Source organism: Chitinophaga sp. 01L420 (assembly GCF_056399985.1).
The window spans coordinates 1-1344 of record NZ_JBFTSK010000124.1; the positions used below are offsets into that span (position 1 = coordinate 1).

Consider the following 1344-nt stretch of genomic DNA (forward strand, 5'->3'; position numbering starts at 1 on the left):
CGTATACCTGGCGCTGAGAGAGTCCTCAAAAAAATGGACCATGCCCATTAGAAATTGGGGCATGATCCTTAATCAGTTCTTAACTATATTTGGAAGCAGAGTAAAAATTTAGATAGTTAACATCCTCGATTTTTAAACTTACACACTTACTGAAATAGTCCCTTTTACTACTGCGGTTATGGGTGCAAGATGGTCGTTCAGGCAATGTAACGGTTAGTCTGCCTAAGGGAACCGTTTATGCAAAAGCGGGGCATAAGCAATTTATTGTTACTGCAGATTTTCAAACAGATAAATCCCTCCGGCTAAAAATTTCTGTAATTCTACTTCCGGATTATATTTTAGTCTGGTTTATCTTTTTCTGAAAAATCTTATCTGTTCTACCCTGTTCTCTGCTTGTTCTTTAGTATATTCTTTTTTGTCTAGTCTTTCAACCCATTGATAATTACCAAACTCAAGTTGTTTTATGCCAGGCCCGTGATCTAATAAATTATATTCATCGCATGTATCGCATCTGACTACTTCATAACTATATCCCGGACTGCTTTCTTCCTTCTCTAAAATATGAGATTCAAGCATATTGCCGCATTTGACGCAGGGCTGCGAAAGGGTTTCAACAGGGGGATTTTTGCGGTTTAAGGCCAGTTTTAAATTTATCAGAGAGCCTAGCGCAGGTCCATATGCCCATCGGTTAAGCGATCTTGAAATATCCATACTGAGTATCCTGGATATCATTATGAACATATCTCCAATAAACGCTCTTTCTTCCGTGTCAAAATCGGCAATATTAAGACGTTTTAAAGTACGGGAGAAAACGGACCGGGTGAATCTGGTTGATTTGTTGTCCTGCACGGCAATTATTAACTGATCTAACAAATCGTCGAAAACGGTATTCAGGTGTACGCAAATTTCCGTCTCGGAAGGAACAAGGCCTCTGTTTCTCCACTGTTCAGAAGAGAATTTATTCTTTTCTTTTAAGTCAGAAAGTTTAGTGATGATGGATTCGCTGTTARTCATAGCCACAATATAATCAAACGTAAATGTAGTACAAAAATCGAGAAAAGGGCTAACAGTCAAGTTGGCTCTTGCCTAATTCATTTTTTAGTCTTTTGGCTTTTCTTTTTTGCTCTATAATTTACTCTATAAAGATCGCATTTGGGTTTACATGGCTTTACAAAGAGCGGAACTATCATAACGAAGATATAATTTTAACGTGACATTTTTCAAAGTCGGTAGTTGAACCATAAATCGAATTTAAATGGACAAGCAATATTAAAAACTGCTCTCCCATTAAAGCTGGTTTTTCGTTATGTAATTCTGGAATTACAATAAGGGTATTCTATTTAC

1 protein-coding gene is annotated in these 1344 nt (G+C 37.0%); it reads right to left on the reverse strand.

Going from position 1 to position 1344, the window contains the following annotated elements; translation table 11 throughout:
• Window positions 1-348: 348 nt before the first annotated feature.
• Entirely contained in the window at window positions 349-1014 is a 666-nt protein-coding gene (locus AC1DP6_RS36430) for a hypothetical protein (protein WP_477059301.1), read from the reverse strand.
• Window positions 1015-1344: the final 330 nt, after the last annotated feature.